Below are 15,545 nucleotides of genomic sequence, written 5' to 3' on the forward strand. Positions count from 1 at the left end.
TCTGTTTATTACCTTCCGAGTATGAGGCTCATGGCTTCGGCACGGGTGGCCGGGTCATGAAGTTGCCCGCGGACCGCGCTTGTGACGGTTTTGGCCCCGGGCTTGCGGATGCCGCGCATGGACATGCACATGTGTTCGCATTCCACCACCACGATGGCTCCGCGCGGCTTGAGGTGCGTGACCAGTGCTTCGACGATCTGCGTGGTGAGGCGTTCCTGCACCTGCGGCCGGCGGGCGAATATATCCACCAGCCGTGCGAGTTTGCTCAGTCCCGTGACCTTGCCTTCGTGGGAAGGGATGTAGCCCACATGCGCCACCCCGTGGAACGGAACCAGGTGGTGTTCGCAGGTGGAGTAGAACGGGATGTCCTTCACCAGCACCAGCTCCTCGTGGTCGAGGTCGAAGGTGGTGGAGAGGACGCTTGCCGGATCCTGGTGCAGGCCGGCGAAGACCTCGGCATAGGCCTTGGCCACGCGGCGCGGGGTGTCATGCAGGCCGCCGCGGTCCGGATCCTCGCCGATGGCCAGCAGGATTTCCCGCACCGCCGCTTCAATTCGCGGCCTGTCCACCTTGTGGTGCCGGCCGGATCCGCCCTCCGCCGAGTGGTCGGCGGAGGCGGAAAGGTCGTCGTCGTCGAAGTGAGTCACACCAAAGAGCTTAGCCGTGGTGGCCGCCCGGACCGGCCTCCGTTACTCCACCCTGGAAGGTGGCGTCTTCGGGAACGCCCTGCGGATGCGGCGGAATGGCGTCCAGCGGTTCCTCCAGCCGGGCTTCCTTGGCTTCCTCCTGGGCCTCGCGCTCGGCCTTCTCCTGCCGCGATTCCACCGGTCCGGCGGACTGGACGGGACGGGTTTCCTTGGACAGCCACACTTCGCGGAAGTCGCGCTTGCGGATGTCGCGGAAGACGTGCGCGATCTCGGCCTGGTTCAGGGTCTCGCGCTCGAGCAGCTCGAGCGCCAGCTGGTCCAGGACGTCGCGGTTTTCGGTGAGGATGGCGTAGGCCTCGTCATGCGCCTGGTCAATCAGGCGGCGGACTTCCTCATCCACGATGTAGGCGATCTGGTCCGAGTAGTTGCGTTCGTGGCTGGCGTCCCGGCCAAGGAACGGCTCGCCGCCGCCCTGGCCAAGGCGGACCGCACCCACGCGCTCGCTCATGCCATACTGCGTGACCATCTGGCGGGCCGTGGACGTGGCCTTCTCGATGTCGTTCGAGGCGCCGGTGGACGGATCGTGAAAGACGATCTCCTCCGCGACGCGGCCGCCCATGGCGTAGGCCATCTGGTCGAGCAGCTCGTTGCGGGTGATGGAGTACTTGTCGTTCTCCGGCACAACCATGGTGTAGCCCAGGGCGCGGCCGCGGGGCAGGATGGTGATCTTGGTGACCGGCGCGGAGTTGCGCAGTGCCGCGGCAACCAGCGCGTGGCCGCCTTCGTGGTAGGCCGTGATCTTGCGCTCGTGTTCCTTCATGACCCGGCTGCGCTTCTGCGGTCCGGCCATGACGCGGTCAATGGCCTCGTCCAGCGCGCGGTCGTCGATCAGGTTGGCGTTGGAGCGGGCGGTCAGCAGCGCCGCCTCGTTGAGCACGTTGGCCAGGTCCGCACCCGTGTAGCCGGGCGTCTTCTTGGCCACTGCCTTGAGGTCCACGTCCGGCGCCATGGGCTTGCCCTTGGAATGGACGTTGAGGATCTGGTCGCGGCCGACGAGGTCCGGGGCTTCAACGGAAATCTGCCGGTCGAAGCGACCGGGGCGGAGCAGCGCCGGGTCCAGCACGTCGGGGCGGTTGGTGGCGGCGATGAGGATGACGTTGGTTTTGACGTCGAAACCGTCCATTTCAACCAGGAGCTGGTTGAGGGTCTGCTCGCGTTCGTCGTTGCCGCCGCCGATGCCAGCACCGCGGTGGCGGCCGACGGCATCGATCTCGTCCACGAAGATGATGGCGGGCGCGTTGGACTTGGCCTGCTCGAAGAGGTCGCGGACGCGGGAAGCGCCAACACCGACGAACATTTCAACGAAGTCCGAGCCCGAGATGGAGAAGAACGGCACGCCGGCCTCGCCTGCGACGGCGCGCGCCAAGAGGGTCTTGCCGGTGCCCGGAGGACCGTACAGCAGCACGCCCTTAGGGATCTTGGCGCCCACGGCCTGGAACTTGGCAGGTTCGGCAAGGAATTCCTTGATTTCCTGGAGCTCCTCAACGGCTTCGTCGGCACCTGCAACGTCCGCAAAGGTCACCTGCGGCATGTCCTTATTGACCATCTTGGCCTTGGACTTGCCGAACTGCATGACCTTCGAGCCGCCGCCCTGCATGCGGGAGAGCAGGAACCAGAACAGGACGCCGAGCAGCAGTACCGGGATCAGCAGCGAGAACAGGCCTGACAGCCAGTTGCTCTCCACCGGCTGGTCCGTGTAGCCCTTGGAGGGGTTCGAGTCGGTCACGGCTTTGACGACGTCCGGCCCGCGGTCGTTGACGAAGAAGAACTGGACGTTTTTGCCCTTGTCCTGTCCGTCGATGACCAGGTTGTCCTTCAGGACGAGGTCCACGCGGTTCTCGCCGTCAAAGATCTTGGCTTGTTCCACTTTGCCGCTCTGGGCAAGAAGCTCAAGGCCCGGCTGGGTGTCGATCCGTGTCGCACCGCCCGGAGCCAACGTAGCAAAGGCGAGCAGGAGCATGCCGACCACAACAATGATCCAGATGCCCGGGCCTTTGAAGAAACTCTTAGCTTTCATCTGTTCGGGGGCTGGCCCCGTCCCTCCTGGTAGTGCTGCACGGCGCGTGGACTGCGCGCGTGTGGTGCTGCTTCGCTTCTAGCTATACACCGTCCGGAGTAAATCACGCACGGTGTAGGGCAAAAGTTCCCTCTGGGCGTAGCAGGGTGCGACCGGGCTAGGCCCGCGGGCACGGCCGGCTTCGCGTGGGGCGGTGCGCTTGGCCCCCCGCTTCCGGCATTTCTGCACCACTTCCACGGGCGCCAGGATCAGGATGCCGCGGATGTCCTGGGCCCGGACCGTTCCCGGCCGCCAAAGAGGTGCAGAAATGCCGGATTATCACGCCGCCACTCCCCCTCCACAGCCCAGGAACGGACCGGATTGTCCACATAGCCAGCCCGGCACCTGCAGCAACTCCAAGGCGCGGTGCAGGCTGAACAGCATGCTTCCCGCGGATTTCCTCACCCGGCAGGGCGGAGTGACCAGGCTCGCGCACCTCCGAAAGGCGGGCTTCACGCCGGGTCAGATCGACCATGCCGTGAACTGCGGCCTGATGCTCAAGCACCGGCACGGGGTCTACCGCCTGCCCCAGGCCGATCCGGACTTCGTCCGCGCATATGAGCTCAACGCCGCGGTCACGTGTGTCTCGGCCGCGGGCCATTACGCACTGTGGACCATCCGAACACCGGACCGTCCGCACCTGGCGGCCTCGCATCGCAGGCTCCCCGCCGGCCATCCAGCCCACCGGATCAGCGGAAATGTCTCGACGCTGCTTCCTCCGATCCTGCCTTTAAAGGACGTCCTGGTTCACTCCCTCCAATGCCTACCTGAGCTGGAGGCCCTGGTGATGGTGGAATGCGCCTACAACCGCGGCGAGACCGATCCGGATTTCCTGCGGCGGCTTCTCCCGGGCGCCCGCAACGGCCGGGCACGTGCGGTCCTGGGCCTGGTCGAACACGGGTCGGATTCGTTGCTTGAGACAGTCGCCCGCGTGCTGTTCCGGAGGCACGGCTTCGACGTCCGGACGCAGGTTTACCTCGACGGCATCGGCTACGTGGACTTCCTCATCAACGGCTGCCTCATTGTCGAGATCGACGGCGTGGGCTTCCACCTGAACAAGCCGCAGTTCAAGAAGGACATCAGGCGGAACAACGTCGGTGCAGCCACCGGCTACCGCGTCCTGAGATACCTGTACGAGGACGTGCTGCACCGCCCGGACGAGATGCTGGAACAGATTCGCCTGACCCTGGCCACGCCGCCACGTACCCCTCGCTAGCCCGGCCAGCGTGCCCGGCCCGGCAGCCAGGGCCGGTCACTTACGCATTTTTGCACCCTATTAACCGGCTCACGCCGCCGTCGGCCCCTTGTTTCCAAGGTTCGACGGCGGCGTGGGCGCCCAAAGTGGAGCAGAAATGCGCGGTAAAACGGCTACAGGACCCGTTATTCGTAGACGTGCGGGGCCAGCGTGCCGACGAAGTCCAGGTTGCGGTACTTTTCGGCGTAGTCCAGGCCGTAGCCCACCACGAATTCATTGGGGATGTCGTAGCCGACGTACTTGACGTCGATCTGCACCTTCGCGGCCGTCGGCTTGCGGAAGGCCGTGCAGATTTCCACGGATGCGGTGCCGCGGGACTCGAGGTTGGTCTTCAACCAGGACAGCGTGAGGCCGGAATCGATGATGTCCTCGACAATGAGCACGTCCTTGCCCATGAGGTCGGTGTCGAGGTCCTTCAGGATGCGCACCACGCCGGAGGACTGCGTGCCGGAGCCGTAGGAGGAAACAGCCATCCAGTCCATGGAGATGTGGCTGTGCAGTGCACGTGCGAGGTCCGCCATGACCATGACCGCGCCCTTGAGCACGCCCACGATGAGGATTTCACGGCCTTCGTAGTCCTTGTCGATCTGCGCCGCGAGCTCGGTGATGCGCTGCTGGATCTGTTCCTTGGTGTAGAGAACGTGCTTGAGGTCTGCCTGGACGTCGGATGAATCCACCAATAGCTCCTGTGTAGATGCGGGGAAGTGTAGATGCGGGTGCGACTATTTTCGGATCGGTTTTCGAAGCCGGAATACAAGCTTCCCACAGCGTGCGCCCTCGCGGGGAACCCCGGCGCCGCTCTGCTCCCCGTCCGGTTCGCCTGCCAGCAGCTGGGCGAGCGACAGGCGGTAGACGCTCACTCCGCCGGGCAGCTCCACTGGCCCTGCCGAACCCTGCCGGCGGAGCAGGGCTTCCGCGGCCAGGAGCCGCTGATAGCTGGGCTGCTGACCGCCGACGTCGGCGGCGGCCTTGGCGATCACCCGGAACCTGATGGCCGGGGCCAGTTCGTTGAGGGCCGCCTCCGGCAGGCCGACATCGGGACCGGTGCGCTCTGCGAGCGAGGCATAGGTGTTGTTGGCCACGTCCTCCAGATAGTCCGCGTCCAGCTGGAGGATGGCGGCGGTCCGGGCGAGGGACTCCGCAACGCCGGGGCCCAACTTGTCCTCCAGCAGCGGCATGACTTCCACGCGGGTCCGGGAGCGGGCAAAAGCAGGATCCGCGTTGCTGGGATCGTGCCAGGGTTCGAGCTCCTCCGCCTGGCAAATCTCCACCGTGTCCGCGCGCCGGAGGCCCAGGAAAGGCCGGAGCAGTCTTCCGCGCACCGGACGCATGCCCGCCAGCGACCTCGTGCCGGAGCCGCGCGCGAGGCCGAGCAGCACCTGCTCCGCCTGGTCATCAAGGGTGTGCCCCAGGAGAATCGCGTCCGCGCCCCACTCGGCTGCTGCCGCTTCAAGCGCGGCATGCCGTGCGTCCCGGGCTGCCGCCTCAGGGCCCACACCGCTGGTCGCTACGTCCACGGTGCGGATCTGCACCGGGCTGAGACCAAGCTCGCCTAGGGTCTTTGCCGTTCGGGCCGCGACGTCCGCGGAACCGGGCTGCAGTTGGTGGTCCACCACCACTGCCCCCACAGCTACCGGGTGGCCGTCCACGTGGCCGCGGCGGGCGAAGTAGGCAGCGACGGCGGCAAGGGCCAGCGAATCGGGGCCTCCGCTGCAGGCGACGAGGATCCGTTCCGGGTAACCGGCCTGGGAGAGCGCTTCCTGCAGCATCTTCCGCGCGGTGCCGAGGACGGGCGCCAGCCGGCCGGGCCGGCGCCGGCCCGTACGCGGGGCAGGGCCGCCGCCGTCGGAATCGGGCACTGAGGCCGTTGATGCGCCCTGCACGGAAACTAGAGCCCCATCCTGTCGATCCAGATCTTGGCGTCGTGGATCTCCGGCTCGGTGGGCAGGTTCTCCGCCGCTTCCCAGACCCGGTTGAAGCCTTCCATGCCGGCCACTTCCACCACGGCGCGGACAAACTTGGCGCCGTCGCTGTACTGCCTCATCTTGGCGTCGAGGCCCAGAAGGCTGCGGATGAATTTCTCAATGGCGCCTCTGTCCTTGCCGCGGGCGTTGAAACGCTGCCGGATGGTCTTCACGGAGGGCACGATGCTCTCATCCACGGCGTCCATCACCACGTTGGCGTGGCCCTCGAGCAGGCTCATCACGGCGGTGAGGTGGGACAGCGCGGCCTTCTCCTCGGGGTTCTGCAGCAGGTCCAGGATGGCGCCCCGACCCGGTGTGGCGCCTGAGGCGGTGCGGTCCTTCAGCGACCGGGCGGCCGCCGACGCCCGTTCCATGAGGGAGTCGACGTTGCCCAGAAGGTGGCCGCTGAGGCTGTCGATCTCGTTCAGCATGTGGTGCCGGAGCCAGGGCGCCGCGGCGAACTGGACGCGGTGGGTCTGTTCGTGGAGGCACACCCAGAGCCGGAAATCCTCGGGGGTCACGTTGAGCTCGCGCTCCACGGAGATGATGTTCGGGGCCACGAGCAGCAATCGCCCGCCCGACGGCGCATGGGAACCTTCGGCGAGCGCGGCGAACGGATCGTACTGGCCCAGTACCTTGCTGGAAAGGAACGCCAGCACCGCGCCCAGCTGGCTGCCGGTGATGGCTCCGCTGACGCTCGCCGCGCCGGGGCTGATGTTCCCGCGCCGGTTCTCGAGCATTTTTTCGATGGCGGGCTTCAGCATGACCGCGAAGCTCTGGGTGTTGGCTTTTGCCCAGGAGGCGCGGTCCACCACCAGGACCGAGGAGTCGCGGAGATCGCGCGCAGCCTCCAGCCCGGTGATGTGGTGAACGTGGGGCACCGACGCATCGGCCAGGGCGCGCAACTGGTCTACGGCTTCGCCGATCTCCTTCGCGCTAAGCGAAGGGCCTGCCGGAGCAAGCCGTGCTGCTGCGGACGCGGCAAGCTCCCAGTTGATCAGGGCCTGGGCCGGTGCTGTTGTCTGGCCTGCGGTTGACTCCATACGCACCATCAGAACACACGCGCCCGGCAACGCGCCTTAAAATTCGCTCACCGGCGAACAGTCGGCAGCCGGGCCCGGCGCCGGCAGGAAGCGGGCCTTGACCGTTAGTTGCAGCCGCAGGCGGCGAGCACCGTGGCCGAGGCGTCCAGGGCGGGTTTGTTGCCCTCCGCACCCGCAGTCAGGCCGTTGCCGATGAAGGAGAACACCAGAAGCCGGCCGTCCGCGTCCACCACGTAACCGCTGAGGGCAATGACGCTGTTCAGGGTTCCCGTTTTGGCCCGGACCAGCCCGGCGCCCTCGGCCGTGGACTCATCGATGTACCTGTCCCCGAGCGTCCCCGTCAGGCCGGCCACGGGGAAGCCTGCCAGCGCTGCCCTCAGGCGTGTATCCGGGCCGGTGGTGATGGCACGGACCACCTCCGAGAACTGCCGGGCGGAGACCTGGTTGTCCAGCGCCAGGCCGGATACATCCGCTGCCACCATGCCGCCCGTGGGGATGCCCAGGCCCGTGAGCTGGTTAAGGACCGCCGTCCTGGCGGAATCGCTGCTCCCCTGCTGGCCGGTGGCAACAGCCGACATCCGGCCGAGGGTTTCGGCGAGGTAATTGTCGGAAGTCTGGAGCATGAGGTCGACCTGCTGGCTGACGGTTGCCGACTGCACCTCCCCGAGCACGGCGGCATTTGCCGCCGTCTTCCCCTCAACACGTGCGACGGCGGGCGCCACCGTCACTCCCGCAGCCGCGACGGCCGCCCGGAGCCGGGCCGCGAAAGCCTCGCCCGCGGCAAGGGCGGAATCCTGGGGCCGCGGCCCCGTGGTCTCTGCGGGATCGAACCGCGCAGAGTTAAGCGCCAGCGGGAACAACGGGGCCATCTCCCCGGCTGCCACGTCCTCCGGGCTCCAGGCCGGGTTCAGCGAAGGCCCGGTGAAAAGTGAATCGTCAACGAGGACCTCCACCTTGCCGGTGAACCCGTCCTTGCGCAGCGACTCGGCGGTCAGGTTGGCCAAGGTGGCCAGCCCCGCATGGCCGAGCACCTTGTCCGCGGCGGATTCGCCCTCACCCAGCAGCACATCCCCGCCGCCCACCAGCACCACGGAGCGCGTCCCGGCGCGGGCTGCGCCCGGCGGTGACGCCTGCGGCTTCGCCGGGGAAACGGAAACGGCCTTGGTGCTGAACCGCGCCTCAGGGCCGATGGCCCGCAGGGCCGCCACTGCGGTGAGCAGCTTCATGTTCGACGCCGGGATCCTGTTGGCGGCACCGTTCCGGTCGAAGAGCACCTGGCCCGTGGCTGCGTCCTGGACCACGCCCGTGAACGTCCCGCCGCCGTCGGTCTTGAGGGCAGGGTCCAGCTTTGCCGCCACCTTCGCCGGGACGGGAACTGGCGCCGCGTTGCTGAGCGGCCCGATGCCCTGGGGGACGGACAGGCGTTCCGGCACGAGCTGCCATGCGGGGGTTTGGGCGGCGCCGGGGGCGGACTGGTCCGGGCCGGTCAGTGCGGGGGCAATGAGCATTCCGGCGGGCAGCGCCAGTGCGGCAAGCAGAAGCGTGAGCAGGGCCGTGGGCCAGGCCCGGATCAGCGTGTGGAGCCTTTCGCGGCTGCTTGCTGTGCCGGTGGTGCCACTCATGCTGCTGGTCCTCAAAGTTCTGAAATTACCCCACTAGTTCCTGAAACCTGGGCCTGTCGCTATATCCTCAATAGTAGTCGGCGGCACTGACACTCCTTTTCGCGTGCCGCGAACACCAAGCAATCGTCGAGGAGCATTCCATGAAGCATGACGTGACCATCGAGATCCCCAAGGGATCGCGCGTCAAGTACGAAGTCGACCACGAGACCGGCCGAGTCCGCCTGGACCGCGTCCTCTTCACTTCCATGCAGTACCCCACCCACTACGGATTCTTCGAGAACACCCTCGGCGAAGACGGCGACCCGCTGGACGCACTGGTGCTCCTGCAGGACTTCGATCTGCACCCGGGCGTCATCGTTGAGGCCCGCCCCATCGGCGTCTTCAACATGACCGACGACGGCGGCGGCGACGCCAAGGTCCTGTGCGTGCCGGCCGACCCCAGGTTCGACCACATCCAGGAAATCAGCGACGTCAGCGAGTTCCTGATCAAGGAAATCGAGCACTTCTTCACCCGTTACAAGGACCTGGAACCCGGCAAGTGGGTCAAGGCCGAGGGCTGGGCCGACCGTGCCGCTGCCGAAGCCGAACTCGAGGCTTCCATCAAGCGTTACGTGCCCGCAGCACACTAATCCCCACCGTCTTCCTGACGGCGTGGTCCCAGTACCCGCTTTAACCTACGACGGCGGCAGGTGCGGGTCCGTGGGGACCCCACCTGCCGCCGTCGCGTTTTTCCGGACCACTTTCCGGCCCCTCCCCAGCGCCCCCCGCGGGCCGAAGTGAGCTGCGTAACGTCCCACGTCAGGAGATCTTGCCTCCCGGCAGCCACCGGGTAGTCTGATTTCCACCATGTTCACGCTGACTATCAACCAAACAGACAGCCGGCGCGACGGCGACCGGGTTCCGCAGCTCCTCAAGGACCTCCGGCACATTCCTGCGCGTCTTGACTTCGATCGCTCCGTGGAGGACGAAGTCCAAGGGATCCTGGACTGTGCCCACCAGACTGTGGAAGCCGCCATGATCGCACTGCGGTGCGGCAGCTGGTTCGTGGGGATCGGGGTCGGCCCCGTGAACGAGCCGCTGCCGAACCAGATCAAAGACGCCTCCGGGCACGGGCTGGTCTACGCACGCCGGGCCGTGGACCGGCTCCGCTACGGCAAAGAGCGCATTCCGGTGGCCGTGGAGGGACCCCTGGCGGAAGTGGCAGCGGAATCCGAATCGGTGCTCCGGCTCCTGGGCCATATTGTCCGGGACAGGAGCGAGGCCGAATGGCGTGTCCTGGACCTGCTGACCCCCGGCGTTCGCGGGCAGCAGAAGGCCGTGGCAGCGGAACTGGGCATCACCTCCCAGGCCGTCAGCAAGGCCGTGGCGAGGTCACAGTGGAACGAGGAGCACGCCGCCCGGCCAGCCGCAGCCAGGCTGCTTTCCATGATCCTCGAGGTGCGGTAAGCGTTCCCGAGGACCGCCAAGGCCCCGTTACCCCGCCGGGCCCCTAACGCGGCAACGCCTGAGCAGCCCGGCGCTTACAGGAGTCCGCGCAGCACGTGCGCGGCGCCGTCGTCGTACACGGACTTGGTGACCTCATCCGCCGCGGCAACCACTTCCTCCGGGGCCTGGCCCATGGCGACGCCGCGGCCCGCCCACGTGAGCATTTCGATGTCGTTGCGGCCGTCGCCGATGGCAATGGTGCCGGACGCCTCCACGCCGAGCCTGCGGCGCAGGCTTTCAAGCGCACTGGCCTTCGTGACTCCCGCGGCGGCAATGTCCAGCCACGCGGTCCAGCCCACCGAGTAGGTGACGCCGGCAAGGCCGATGTGTTCGATGGCCTCGTTGAATTCCTCGGGCGTGTTTTCGGCGCTGAAGACCACGACGCGGACGGCCGTGGCCTCCAGCATGGTCTGGAAATCGACGCCGATGGCCTCCACACCGAAGCTCGCGTCCTGGAAGCGCTCGGTGGAGAGGAAGTTTCCGTTCTCGTCCTCGAGCGCGTACTTGGCTGACGGCAGGCGCTTGCGGAGGGCACGGAGCGCGGGGCCGGGATCGAACGTGGCCTTGTGGATAATTTCATAGCCGTCCGCCAGCTCGGGATCCAGGCGCAGGGTCACGCCGCCGTTGCAGCAGACGGCGTAGCCGCGGTCGATCCCGATCTGCTCAATGACGGGAAGGGTGGCGTTAAGGGACCGGCCCGTGGCGATCATGACGTCATGGCCGGCGGCTACCACGGCCTGGGCGGCTTCGCGGACGGGGGCGGACATGTGGCCGTCGTGGTCCACCAGGGTTCCGTCAACGTCCAGGGCGATCATCAGCTTCTGCTGTACTTCTTGCTGGTCTTCGATGCCAGCGGCTGAGTTTTCAGTCAATGTAGTCATGCCTCTTAGTAGAGCAGACACCCCTGACACCCGCTAGGACGCAGGCCACAGCACCGTGTGAACAGCAGGTAAATACTCACAGGTTTTCCCCGCTGTGAGTGTTTACCTGCCCCCGCGTTCGAAGGGGCGCACGCCTCGCGGCGCTGCCTGCAGAAACCGGCCTAGAGAACGGGGAGAACCTGGAGCCCGCCGATGTACTTCTGCAGGGCCGCCGGCACGTTGACGGAGCCGTCCGGGTTCTGGTGGTGTTCCAGGATGGCCACGATCCAGCGGGTGGTGGCCAGGGTGCCGTTGAGGGTGGCGACGGGACGGGTGCCCTTGGGTGTGCCGTCCTCGCTGAACACGCGCTCACGGATGTTCAGGCGGCGGGCCTGGAACGTGGTGCAGTTGGAGGTGGATGTCAGCTCGCGGTAGGCGCCCTGGGTGGGGACCCAGGCTTCGCAGTCATACTTGCGGGCCGCGGACATTCCGAGGTCGCCCGCGGCGGTGTCGATCACGCGGTACGGCAGCTCGCACTTGGCCAGCATCTCCTCTTCCCAGGCCAGCAGGCGTTCGTGTTCCGCGGCGGCCTCTTCGGCAGTGGTGTAGATGAACATCTCCACCTTGTTGAACTGGTGCACGCGGATGATGCCGCGGGTGTCCTTGCCGTGCGAGCCGGCCTCGCGGCGGTAGCAGGAGCTCTGGCCGGCGAAGCGGATGGGTCCGGGCGTGAGATCCAGGATCTCGTCCGCGTGGTATCCGGCCAGGGGCACCTCGGAGGTTCCCACCAGGTAAAGGTCGTCCTCGGCGAGACGGTAGATCTCGGCGTCGTGCTTGACGTCAAAGCCGGTGCCCTGCATGGTCTCGGGACGGACCAGGGTGGGGGTGATCATGGGAACAAAGCCGGCCTCGATGGCCTGGTCCATGGCCATCTGCAGCAGGGCCATCTCGAGCCTTGCGCCCACGCCGCGGAGGAAGTAGAACCGTGAGCCGGAAACCTTGGCGCCGCGCTCCATGTCGATGGCGCCGATCAGTTCGCCGATCTCAAGGTGGTCCCGCGGTTCGAAGTCGGGGAATTCGCGGGGCGTGCCGACGGTCCTGACCACAACGAAGTCGTCCTCGCCGCCTTCCGGCACGCCGTCCTCGATGAGGTTCGGAATGGTGCGGAGCAGCTCTTCCTGCTTGGCCTGCGCGGCATCGGCCTCCGCTGACGCGGCCTTGACGGCCCCGGCGAGCTCGCGGACCTCTGCCAGGAGCGCCTGCTTTTCCTCGCCCCTGGCCTGGGCCACCTTCTTGCCGAACACATTCTGTTCGGCGCGGAGGTTTTCGAAGCTGATCAGCGCGGCCCGGCGCGCGGAATCCGCGTCGATGATCGCGTCCACCAGGGTTTCGTCCGCGCCGCGGGCGCGCTGGCTGGCGCGGAACTTGTCCGGGTTGTCGCTGAGGTCTTTTACGTCGATCACCAGACAAGAGTATCGAATCCGGAGCGCTGTCCGGGCGGACGCCGCCGGCAACCCTCCCCGCAGCGGATGACCGGACTGGTTGCTGATCTGTGGGCGCCGCCGGGCGGGATAGTGTTGGAGCACCATGAGCGACCTGCTTCTCTACGTCCTGATCGCTGGGGCACTGGCGTTCGCCGTCTCCAGTTGGTGGGGCGTGCGCAAGCTCAAGGCAGCACACGCCCGCAGCGCCGTGCGGGAGAACGCCCACGAGCACGGCCTTGAACACCAGCGCGTTGCCGTGGTGCTGAACCCCGTCAAGGCCAAGTCCTCGGAGGCGCGCTCCACGATCCAGCGGGCCTGCCTGACGGCAGGTTGGGAGGCCCCGCGTTTCTTTGAAACGACGGCGGAGGACCCCGGCCATTCCCAGGTGCGGGCGGCGCTGGAATACGGGGCCGACGTCGTCCTGGTGGGCGGCGGCGACGGAACAGTACGCGTCGTGGCAGAGTCCCTCGCACACACCGGGGTGGCGATGGGCCTGATCCCGCTGGGCACGGGCAACCTCCTGGCGCGCAACGTCGACGTGGACGTCTATGACCTTTACGGCAGCGTCCAGACTGCCCTCTTTGGCCACCAGCGCTACATCGATACCGCGCGGATGCGGATTGAGAACTCGCAGACCGGCCACTCCTCAAACCACGCGTTCCTCGTGATTGCCGGGATCGGAATGGATGCCGAGGTGGTGGGCGACACGAACGCCGGGTTGAAGCGGGCCGTGGGCTGGCTCGCCTACACGGAGGCGGGCGTCCGCCACCTGCCCGGCCGTCGGAAGAAAGTGTCGATCTCACTGGACGACGAGCCCGAACAGGCCCGCAAGATCCGGAGCGTCCTCTTTGCCAACTGCGGGCTTGTTCCGGGAGGGATCGACCTCATCCCCCAGGCCATGATCGACGACGGCATGCTCGACGTGGTGGTCATGAGCCCCCGGAGCGCGGTCGGATGGCTGGCCATGTACGCGAAAATCCTCTTCAAGCACAAGCGGCACCTGCCCGTCATGAGCGTCTACCGGTCCGGCAAGGTGGTCATCAAGTGCCCGGAACCCATGCCCACGCAGCTCGACGGCGATACTTCCGGGGACGCCACAAAGGTCACCGTTCACGTGGAGCCCAGGTCGTTGCTGGTGCGGGTCAGGGAAGACACAGCCCGCCAGTAGCGATCAGTGGCGGGAACGGCGGGATCAGCCGTTGAGTACTGGCTGGATGGTCTGGACGGCGCAACGGCCCTGGACTGTGCAGGACGGAAGAGCCACCGCGGAATGGATGCCTAGGCGGTCTTGGCCGTACCGGGATGCTTGGCGGCGTCGGCGGCGGCCTTGGCGGCTGCGCGGGCCTCGGACTGCTCCCGGATCATGGCCTGTTCCTCTTCGAAGCGCAGGCGGTCCGCCCGGTCTGCATCGTCCCCGTCCCAGTCCTGGTTTTCGGAGGTCGGCTTGGGATTGACGATCATTCCCTGGCCGTCGTTGTCGGTGCTGGTTCCGTCTGACATGACCCGCTCCCTTCGTTGGGGCCACCCCCCTTGTTGATCAGGCAAGCATACGCACAGTAACAAGGGCAGGGAAGTGCCCCAACGGGCATTTGTCTACGCTGTGGGCGAAGCTTTGACCGTCATTCCGGTGCCGAGAGTTTCGCCTGCAAGTATCTCTCCGACCCAAGCATGCGCAGCACGGAATGCTTCGTCGGACGTGTGCGGCGGGACCACCGGGCTCTGCGCGTCCGCGCGGCCGTACGAGCCCAGGAAGCGTGTTGCCGGGCTGATGCGGTGCAGGCCGGCGAGGGCGTCGGCCACCCGGGCATCTGCCACGTGGCCGTCGGCGTCAATGCTGAAGAAGTAGTGGCCCAGGTACTGGCCTGTGGGCCGGGACTCGATCCGGCTCAGGTTGACGCCGCGGGTGGCGAACTGGTCCAGGATCTCCATAAGGGCACCCGGCCTGTCCTCGGGCAGCGGGACCACTACCGTCGTCTTATCCGCGCCGGTCCGGGCCGGCAGCACCCCCGGACGGCTGACCAGGACGAAGCGGGTCACCGCTCCGGGGTTGTCTCCGATGTTCTCTGCCAGCACATGGAGCCCCGGCTGTTCCGCGGCCACGATCGGCGCGCAGACGGCGGCATCGTAATGCGGGTTGTCCTCCAGCAGCCCCATTGCCGCGGCCGCCGTGGAGGACCCCGGAATGTATTCCGCTCCGGGAATATTGGCATCCACCCAGAGCCGGCACTGCGCCCACGCGTGGCCGTGCGTGGAGACCCTGCGGACCTGCGAGATTTCCACGCCGGGCCTGGCCACGAGCACAAAGCTGATAGGCACCAGGGCCTCCCGGATGATCCGGAGTTCCTGACCCGTGGCGATGGCATCCAGCGTGGCTGTCACCCCGCCTTCCACCGAGTTCTCAATGGGCACCATGGCGGCGTCCGCGGATCCGTCGCGGACCTTGTCCAGCGCGGTGTTGACGTTGGACGACGGGATGCGCACTGCCTCCGCAGCGTCCGGAACCTGCATGAGGGCCGCCTCCGTGAACGTGCCCTCAGGGCCAAGGAACGTATAGGTGGGGCGGGCGGCAGGCATGCGTATTCCTTTGGTGTTATGTACGGGACGGCGCGGAGGTCAGAGAACCACTGGCTTGAGGCCGTTGTCTGAGACGAGCGGCTTCCCGGATTCGAGCCACTGGTCCATGCCCCCGGCCACGTTCATTGCCGTATAGCCCTGGCCCACGAGCCACTGCGCGGCGCGGAAAGACCGCCCGCCTGTGCGGCAGATGACGTAAAGGTCATCGTCCGGGTCAAGGTCGTCGAGGCGTGCCGGAAGCTGGTCCAGCGGGATGTGCACGGCGCCTTCCGCGTGTCCGGCCACCCACTCGTAGTCCTCCCGGACGTCCAGGATAGTGGCGTCCGCCGGAACATCGTTGACGGTAACGGTATCGAAGTCGCTCATGGGAGTCCTCTCCTTGGCCCAAGCTCTCAGCACCAGCGTATCGCCAGCAACGGGCCGCGCACCTCCGGACTGCTCAGGTTACGCTGGTCAGGAGACCCCGAAGGAGAGCCTCAGTGCCTGCCCGCCCCC

15 protein-coding genes are annotated in these 15,545 nt (G+C 66.8%); 4 read left to right on the plus strand and 11 right to left on the minus strand.

Features of this window, described 5'->3' with window-relative positions; translation table 11 throughout:
• Positions 1-8: 8 nt before the first annotated feature.
• Both folE and ftsH read right to left on the minus strand, forming a co-directional pair.
• Positions 9-569, minus strand: a complete 561-nt coding sequence (gene folE / locus ABFP37_RS09505; protein WP_347033453.1) for a GTP cyclohydrolase I FolE — start codon at positions 567-569, stop codon at positions 9-11.
• Between the two features lie 88 nt (positions 570-657).
• Positions 658-2,724 (minus strand): ATP-dependent zinc metalloprotease FtsH, encoded by a 2,067-nt coding sequence (ftsH, locus tag ABFP37_RS09510; RefSeq protein WP_078027429.1) that lies wholly within the window; start codon positions 2,722-2,724, stop codon positions 658-660.
• Positions 2,725-3,145: 421 nt separating this feature from the next.
• On the opposite strand from ftsH, the gene ABFP37_RS09515 reads away from it, so the two are divergent.
• A complete protein-coding gene (locus ABFP37_RS09515; protein WP_347033391.1) occupies positions 3,146-3,979 on the plus strand; it encodes a DUF559 domain-containing protein in 834 nt (277 codons plus the stop codon).
• 164 nt (positions 3,980-4,143) lie between these two features.
• Here the strand turns inward: ABFP37_RS09515 and hpt are convergent, their stop codons facing one another.
• The 4 genes from hpt to dacB all read right to left on the minus strand — a co-directional run bounded on the left by hpt (position 4,144) and on the right by dacB (position 8,647).
• Positions 4,144-4,695: a hypoxanthine phosphoribosyltransferase gene (gene hpt, locus ABFP37_RS09520; RefSeq protein WP_078027431.1), complete on the minus strand. Its 552-nt coding sequence runs from the start codon at positions 4,693-4,695 to the stop codon at positions 4,144-4,146.
• Between the two features lie 45 nt (positions 4,696-4,740).
• On the minus strand, positions 4,741-5,877 hold the full coding sequence (gene tilS / locus ABFP37_RS09525) for a tRNA lysidine(34) synthetase TilS (RefSeq protein WP_347033392.1): 1,137 nt from the start codon (positions 5,875-5,877) through the stop codon (positions 4,741-4,743).
• Between the two features lie 29 nt (positions 5,878-5,906).
• Positions 5,907-7,025: a zinc-dependent metalloprotease gene (locus ABFP37_RS09530; RefSeq protein WP_347033393.1), complete on the minus strand. Its 1,119-nt coding sequence runs from the start codon at positions 7,023-7,025 to the stop codon at positions 5,907-5,909.
• 104 nt (positions 7,026-7,129) lie between these two features.
• Entirely contained in the window at positions 7,130-8,647 is a 1,518-nt protein-coding gene (gene dacB / locus ABFP37_RS09535) for a D-alanyl-D-alanine carboxypeptidase/D-alanyl-D-alanine-endopeptidase (RefSeq protein ID WP_078027433.1), read from the minus strand.
• Positions 8,648-8,787: 140 nt separating this feature from the next.
• On the opposite strand from dacB, the gene ABFP37_RS09540 reads away from it, so the two are divergent.
• Positions 8,788-9,276 carry an inorganic diphosphatase gene (locus ABFP37_RS09540; protein WP_078027434.1) on the plus strand — a complete coding sequence of 163 codons (489 nt, stop codon included), beginning with the start codon at positions 8,788-8,790 and terminating at the stop codon, positions 9,274-9,276.
• 217 nt (positions 9,277-9,493) lie between these two features.
• Positions 9,494-10,093 (plus strand): hypothetical protein, encoded by a 600-nt coding sequence (locus tag ABFP37_RS09545; protein WP_078027435.1) that lies wholly within the window; start codon positions 9,494-9,496, stop codon positions 10,091-10,093.
• 74 nt (positions 10,094-10,167) lie between these two features.
• Here ABFP37_RS09545 and ABFP37_RS09550 read toward each other — a convergent pair whose 3' ends face one another.
• A complete protein-coding gene (locus ABFP37_RS09550; RefSeq protein WP_078027436.1) occupies positions 10,168-11,013 on the minus strand; it encodes an HAD family hydrolase in 846 nt (281 codons plus the stop codon).
• 161 nt (positions 11,014-11,174) lie between these two features.
• Positions 11,175-12,455, minus strand: coding sequence for a serine--tRNA ligase (serS, locus tag ABFP37_RS09555; RefSeq protein ID WP_078027437.1), 1,281 nt, complete (start codon positions 12,453-12,455; stop codon positions 11,175-11,177).
• 124 nt (positions 12,456-12,579) lie between these two features.
• Between serS and ABFP37_RS09560 the strand changes: the two genes are divergently transcribed.
• Positions 12,580-13,644 carry a diacylglycerol kinase family protein gene (locus ABFP37_RS09560; RefSeq protein ID WP_078027438.1) on the plus strand — a complete coding sequence of 355 codons (1,065 nt, stop codon included), beginning with the start codon at positions 12,580-12,582 and terminating at the stop codon, positions 13,642-13,644.
• Positions 13,645-13,754: 110 nt separating this feature from the next.
• Here ABFP37_RS09560 and ABFP37_RS09565 read toward each other — a convergent pair whose 3' ends face one another.
• From ABFP37_RS09565 to ABFP37_RS09575, 3 genes are all read right to left on the minus strand, one after another.
• On the minus strand, positions 13,755-13,976 hold the full coding sequence (locus ABFP37_RS09565) for a hypothetical protein (RefSeq protein WP_078027439.1): 222 nt from the start codon (positions 13,974-13,976) through the stop codon (positions 13,755-13,757).
• Between the two features lie 93 nt (positions 13,977-14,069).
• Entirely contained in the window at positions 14,070-15,050 is a 981-nt protein-coding gene (pheA, locus tag ABFP37_RS09570) for a prephenate dehydratase (protein WP_347033394.1), read from the minus strand.
• Between the two features lie 39 nt (positions 15,051-15,089).
• Positions 15,090-15,416, minus strand: coding sequence for a rhodanese-like domain-containing protein (locus ABFP37_RS09575; protein WP_078027441.1), 327 nt, complete (start codon positions 15,414-15,416; stop codon positions 15,090-15,092).
• Positions 15,417-15,545: the final 129 nt, after the last annotated feature.

It is taken from the genome of Burkholderia sp. RS01, assembly GCF_039748055.1.
In the GTDB taxonomy this organism is placed as follows: domain Bacteria; phylum Actinomycetota; class Actinomycetes; order Actinomycetales; family Micrococcaceae; genus Arthrobacter.